The sequence below is a fragment of the Rhodococcus sp. (in: high G+C Gram-positive bacteria) genome (assembly GCF_049286785.1).
Classification (GTDB): domain Bacteria; phylum Actinomycetota; class Actinomycetes; order Mycobacteriales; family Mycobacteriaceae; genus Rhodococcus_F.
On the sequence record NZ_JBAQEO010000766.1, the window covers coordinates 1 to 5330 of the forward strand.

The following is a 5330-nucleotide window of genomic DNA, read 5'->3' on the forward strand; positions in this document are numbered from 1 at the left end:
ACCGCTTGCGACGTGGCCTACTTCCGGCACGAGGTGGAGGATCTGGCCGCGCTCGCGGCAGCCGAGACCGACCGCGGCAATCGATACGTCCGTACCCACGCGGAGCAGTACGAGTGGACCTTCTTCGGTGACCCCGACGAGCACTAGCGGGTGCGTCGACACGCCGTCCAGGAGTTCACCGCCCACATGCACCGGGAGCCGCACCGCTATGTCGCCGGGCGGTTGCCGTCTTTGCCGTTCGCGGACGCCAGCTTCGACCTCGTGCTCAGCTCGCACTTGCTGTTCAGTTATTCCGACCGTCTCGGCCACACCTTCCACGTCGACGCGATCAGCGAACTGATGCGCGTCGCCCGCGGCGAGCTGCGAATCTTCCCGCTCGTGGCGTCGGGATCCTCGGATTGCTACGCGCGCTTCGACGACCTCTTCGCCAACCTTCGGGACCGAAATATCGCCGGCGAAGTCGGCGAAGTCGTCGAAGTCGACTACCGGTTTCAAGGCGGGCGCCAACCAGATGTGGTGTGCCGCCAGACCACCACCCCGGGGTCGGGGGCGGCCCCGGCCTGATGCGCGCTGGTATGCAACGAATTCTGTGTCGATGGGCGATCGTTGAACAGGACACAAAGAGGTGCCGCCGCGTCCTCCTGGAGCGGCGACGTATTCGCCCGATGACCGGACCTTAGTTCAATCTGCAGGCGTTGCATCTCGTCTGGACAATCCGCCGGATGTTACGGTGCAAACGCCGCTCTGCAGGGCTAGCCTCAGCGCGCTTCAAAGTTCAGCTCTCCACACAGCACTAATTCTGCAGCGAGGTTGCCCAATGATGCTCCGCCGACTCCGGATTGAACACTTTCGTGGGATCAGGTCAGCAGAGTGGACTATCGACCGGCGACTCGTAGCGCTGGTCGGCGCTGGCGACAGCACAAAGACGACGCTCCTCGATGCGATCGGACTGGCACTCAGTCCGAATAACAACCCTCAGTTCACAGATGCTGACTTCTACGGCTTCGACCTCACGAAAAACATTGTCGTCGAGGCTGCCATTACGGACCTTCCGGACATCCTCGTGAAGGAAAGTCAACTCGGCAAGGATCGCTCCGGGATCATGCCGGACGGGACGCTTGTCCACGATCCTGTCGACGAGGCCGAGGAGTGTCTGGTCATCCGACTCACCGTGACGCCGGAACTTGACTCGACGTGGGAGGTCATTCGACCCGAGTCCGAAGACGCCCGACCGATCACCGCGAGCCAACGGCGGCAGCTTGGGTTCTTCCGGCTCGGCGAGCGGCCGGACTTCCACCTGCGTTGGGCGCGAGGATCGGCGCTTTCGGGGCTGACCGCTGGCAACGAGGGTGCATCTTCCGTGATCCTCGACGCGCACCGCCACGCCCGGTCTGCAGTGTTCAACTCCGATCCCAATGCCCTGCATACCGCTGCCGCTACGGTGCAGAAGTCGGCGGGCAACTTCGGCGCGGCTGTGTTCGGCGAGCTGCGCCCCGGGCTTGAGCCCGGTTCGGCAACGTCCTCGCATGCCCTGATTCTGCACGACGGCGACGTGCCGCTGTCGAGCTTCGGGCTCGGCACGCGGCGGCTGACAAGCCTTTCGATCCAGGATGAGGCGATGGAAGGCGGCTCGATCATTGCGATTGACGAAATAGAGCACGGATTGGAGCCGCATCGCCTGGCACAGACGCTCCGCTATCTGAAGAAGCGTACCGATGCCGGCGAACTGCAGGTCATCATGACCACGCACTCGCCCATCACGGTGACAACGCTGAGCGCTGTCGATCTGGCCGTCGTCAACACAGACGGGACCGGGGCAACTAATTGCCAGCCCGTGCCCCCAGACCTTGACAACGTGCAGGGGACGTTCCGCAGCGCCCCTCACGCGCTGCTGGGCCGTCGTGTGCTGGTCGGCGAAGGAGCAACCGAAGTCGGATTCCTGCGCGGACTGGTCCGCTACTGGGACACCGAACGAATCGCCGCAGATCAAGCCCCCGCAGCCGCGATCGGCACAGTCCTGGTCAACGGCCAGGGAGGAACCCAACCGACACAGCGGGCCCAGAACTTCCATCAGCTCGCTTATCCGACCTGCATGCTCGTCGACAACGACGATCGCGCCATAGACCAGTCAGTAGGGGATGCCGCGTCCCTCGGTGTCTTGGTGCACCGCTGGACACTCGGAAACGCGCTGGAGGACGAAGTGATCCAGACGCTCTCTGCTGGCGGCCTGCAGGCTGTCGTTGATGTTGCCGTGAAGATCAAGGGGGAGCAATCGATCCAGGCGACAGTCAGCGCGAAACTCGGTGGCAAGGCGCTCATCGGAACGGACGTTGCCGGGTGGCAGACGCAGGCCGGTGTCGATGAGCCGGCGATACGTAAGGCCATCGCGGCCGCCGCCACCACGAAGGACAAGGAATGGTTCAAGCGTGAGGATCGTGGCGAGGAACTTGCCGAAGTCGTCATCGCCCACTTGGGAGGGCTGAAGAACACGCACCTCATGAAGGTGATCGGTGAGCTGCGCGCGTTCGTCTACCCGACTGCCCCAGAGCCGCCGGCCGCTCTGGGCGGGGCACAGACCACCGATGACTGACGATCCACCTCTACAGGTAGCCGTACAGGCGGTGCTCGGCTCGTCGCCGTGCTCGGTCACGCTCCCGGCCGGGGCCGGTAAGACCGAGCTGATCGCCGCGTCGGTGGCCACGATCGCTAAGAACGGGGGCACGAGCCTGGTACTGACACACACACATGCTGGTGTGGATGCCCTCCGGAAACGGATGAAGAAGTTCGGGATCGGGCACGATCAGGTCGTTGTGCGAACCATCGATTCGTGGTCGTACGACTTGATCGCCCACTTCCCGCATCTCGCGCAGCTCGCCGCCCCCGCCGTTCCCGACTGGAGCAAGGCTGGCGACTATCACCGCGCGGCCGCCCGCGCGGCCAGGAGCAAAGCTGTCAGACGGATGCTTGAGGTCAGCTATTCCAACCTGTTCATCGACGAGTACCAGGACTGCCTGGCCGACCAGCACGAGCTGGCGGTAGCGCTCTCCCAGGTGCTTCCCACCACCGTGCTGGGTGACCCTCTGCAGAGCTTGTTCAACTTCGCCAAGCACCAGCCCGTCGACTGGGGCACTGATGTACTGCCGAATTTCCCAGCAGTTACTGTCGCTCACCGTCCGCGCCGCTGGGACCCAAACCACGCACCCCTGGGCGCCTGGCTCGTGAGCATCCGTGACAACCTGACGAACGGCCAGCCGATCGACCTCGCCTCGGCACCGGTCACATGGGTGCAGCGGCGGGACGGACAAACTTTCGTCGATCGTTGTTATGCCGCCCTCGAGCTAGACGGGACGATCGCCGTCCTGGGACAGTTCCGCCCCGACTGCGTCCATGCCGCAGGCAGGCTCGGCGGTTTGTACTCCGTCATGGAAGCCATTGACGAGAAGATTCCTGTCGCCCTGGCGAGGAAGATCGATACCCAGGAGGGCGTCGAGGTCGCGCAGGCCATTGTGAAGTTCGCGATCGATTGCAGCAGCGGCATCCCGAAACACATCTCGGCCGAAAAGCGGCGTCGGCTCGGAGAGGGGAAGTCGTTCACGACCAGGAGCGATGACCTGAAGCCTGCCTACGATGCAGTTCTCCGAGTGCGGAGCACACCGACCGGTGTAACTGTTCGCACGGCGCTCGACCTACTCGGAAAGCTACCCGGTGTCACAATCCATTGCCGCGAGGCATGGAACGAGATCACACGAGCCCTGTCGATCGCAATGACCGACGACTACACGGTGACGGAGGCACTCCAGCGCATCCGGAACCAAGCACGGGTCACCGGGCGTAGACCGAGCGGCCGCGTCGTGTCGCGGCCGCTGCTGGTGAAAGGGCTGGAGTACGACCACGTCATTATCCTGGATCCTGCCAAGTACAGCGCCCAGGAGCTGTATGTGGCGCTCACCCGTGGATCGAAGTCGGTGACTGTCATCAGTGACAATGTCATCCTTCCCACTGTTCCGATAGCGACGCGCCCCGCCGCTCCTGCCACAGCCTGAAACTGGTCAACATGCGTCAATACAGGCAGCTGAACATTTCGCCCCCTGAACGGAGGCCAGTCCACCAAGACGGGGTTGGGCTCATTTCAAGTGGCGGTACAGCGTCGTGCGGCCCACGCCGAGGATCTAGGCAATCTCGGTCTGCGTCACGCCGTTGTCGCGCATGAGCTTGGCCTGCTTGATCTTCTTCGGGGTCATCTTCGGGGGGCCGGCCACCGACGGGTTTTGGAACCTTGGTCAGCGATCGTCATACAGGACAGCTAATGGAGTCCCTTGGTTCGTCCCTGAAATGTCTCCCAACAACGGCGCAACCTAAGTTGCATCCTTGTGAAACCGGGAAGGCGCAACTATGGTTGCGCCATGGATGAACCTGGAAACAAGCTCACCAAAGTGGACACCGAGGTGCTCCGAGTCGCCTGGCAGTGGGGTCGATCGGCAACGTTGGCGTCCTACGAGCACCTGGACAGCGTCGATGACGCAGTAGGCGAAAGGGAGAATCGAGATGCCTACTTGCGTCGCCTGCAGGGCCTCGACCTGATACGCCGCCGGATCACCGATCTCATCGATAGCGACGTCGCCAAGGCTCGGGAGTTCGGGGCGGAAACCGAGGATCTGTGCTCCTCCTTGGGCGTCACTCGGCAGGCGATCGAAAAGCGCTGGCCGACACCGGGCGAGCAAGTCGCGGTTGTCATTTCGCGCAGGAACCGCGTTTACCGCGAAGACGGGAGACTGTATGGCGAGGTAGGCGGCGACGCCCAGTACGACGCTGACCGTCAGTGGTTTGCGGTTGGCGCGAAGGTCCGCAGCAAGGCCAAGTACGCAATCATCGGCGTGGACGGGGTCACCGATCGCATCTACGAGATCGAACCCGACGGCTGGAAACAGGACGAAGACGGCCGCAAGTGGTCTTTCGTCGCCAAGCATGGTCGGCCGATGACGCCGACCGAGATCGACGCGGCGGGTGACGCGCTCCCGCTGCGACCGGGTGACCGGTGTGAGACTCGCGCCGGAGGGTCCTACCGACCGCTGTGGTTCTGAGCCCGCCCGGTCTGAGTCAGGGAATGCCCAGAGGCCGCGCCACTCTCGACCGACACCCATCTTGGAAGGATCCGCAATGGCATTGCTGACACTGCACACCGACCGGCTCGACCGACTCGTCCCCAGCCGGGTCCACGACGGCCACGACCTCGCCTGCCACTGGCTTCTGCAGGAAGCCGTCGACGCCGAAGTCATCACCTGGGACAAAGCAGTGTGGGGGCACCTGGTCCTCGGTGTCGAGCCCGAGAA

The 5330-nt window shown here is 63.4% G+C and carries 4 protein-coding genes; all 4 read left to right on the forward strand.

The features are described 5' to 3' along the window. Positions 1 to 150: 150 nt before the first annotated feature. The 4 genes from WAW17_RS27705 to WAW17_RS27720 all read left to right on the forward strand — a co-directional run bounded on the left by WAW17_RS27705 (position 151) and on the right by WAW17_RS27720 (position 5081). Positions 151 to 564 (forward strand): methyltransferase domain-containing protein, encoded by a 414-nt coding sequence (locus WAW17_RS27705; RefSeq protein WP_422336066.1) that lies wholly within the window; start codon positions 151 to 153, stop codon positions 562 to 564. A 253-nt stretch (positions 565 to 817) separates the two neighbouring features. Then, positions 818 to 2590 carry an ATP-dependent nuclease gene (locus tag WAW17_RS27710; protein WP_422336067.1) on the forward strand — a complete coding sequence of 591 codons (1773 nt, stop codon included), beginning with the start codon at positions 818 to 820 and terminating at the stop codon, positions 2588 to 2590. Beyond that, positions 2583 to 4043, forward strand: a complete 1461-nt coding sequence (locus WAW17_RS27715; RefSeq protein ID WP_422336068.1) for an AAA family ATPase — start codon at positions 2583 to 2585, stop codon at positions 4041 to 4043. Before WAW17_RS27710 ends, WAW17_RS27715 begins: the two co-directional genes overlap by 8 nt. A 360-nt stretch (positions 4044 to 4403) precedes the next feature. Next, complete coding sequence (locus tag WAW17_RS27720; RefSeq protein WP_422336069.1) at positions 4404 to 5081, forward strand: hypothetical protein; 678 nt, start codon at positions 4404 to 4406, stop codon at positions 5079 to 5081. Positions 5082 to 5330: the final 249 nt, after the last annotated feature.